The 687-nt window shown below is 69.1% G+C and carries 1 protein-coding gene; it reads right to left on the bottom strand.

Annotated features, from left to right (window positions below; genetic code table 11):
• Positions 1 to 687 (bottom strand): class I SAM-dependent methyltransferase (locus R1101_RS0125015; protein ID WP_016935832.1); only part of this gene is annotated, 687 nt, incomplete at both ends.

Here is a 687-nt window from a genome sequence, read left to right as displayed (position 1 = left end):
CCGCCCGGGAAAGTCCGTCGCCGAGGCGACCTCGAAGGTGACGTTGTCGACGCCCTGTTCGGTGGCCAGTTCCGTCGCCCGGGCGATGGACGCGTCGTGATAGTCGAATCCGCGGATGGTGGACTGTGGGAACGCCTGCGCGAGCAGGGTCGTGGAGACACCGTGGCCGCAGCCGATGTCGGCGACGGTGGCGCCGCTGCGCAGGGTGTCGACGACCCCGTCGAGGGCGGGCAGCCACACGTCGACGAGGTTGGCGCGGTAACCGGGCCGGAAGAACTGCTCGGTGCCGATGAACAGGTCCGGATCGTGCTCGTGCCACCCGAATCCCTCGCCGGCGCGGATTCGTTCGGCGATGCGCCGACGGTCCTTGTACACGGAGCCGATCAGGTGGAAGCCGCCGGCCATGTAGACGGGGCTGTCCTCGCGGGCGAGGGCCATGGCGTGTTCCGGTGCCAGGGTGAACGTTCCGGCGTCGGGGTCGTAGGTGAGATAGCCGCTGGCGGTTTCGGCGGAGAGCCATTCGCGTAGATAGCGTTCGCGGATGCCGGTGCGGGCGGCGAGTTGTTCGCTGGTGACCGGGCCGGCGGCGTCGAGCGCGCGCCACAGTCCGAGTTCGGTGCCGATCAGCACCAGTGCGCCGTTCATGGCCGCGCCCATGTCGACGACGAGTTGTCCGAGGGTCTGTTC

The sequence above is a fragment of the Rhodococcus sp. R1101 genome (genome assembly GCF_000278445.1).
Lineage (GTDB): Bacteria > Actinomycetota > Actinomycetes > Mycobacteriales > Mycobacteriaceae > Rhodococcus > Rhodococcus gordoniae.
The sequence above is the reverse complement of the archived record's forward strand: the minus strand, read 5'-3'. Positions and strand labels throughout refer to the sequence as shown.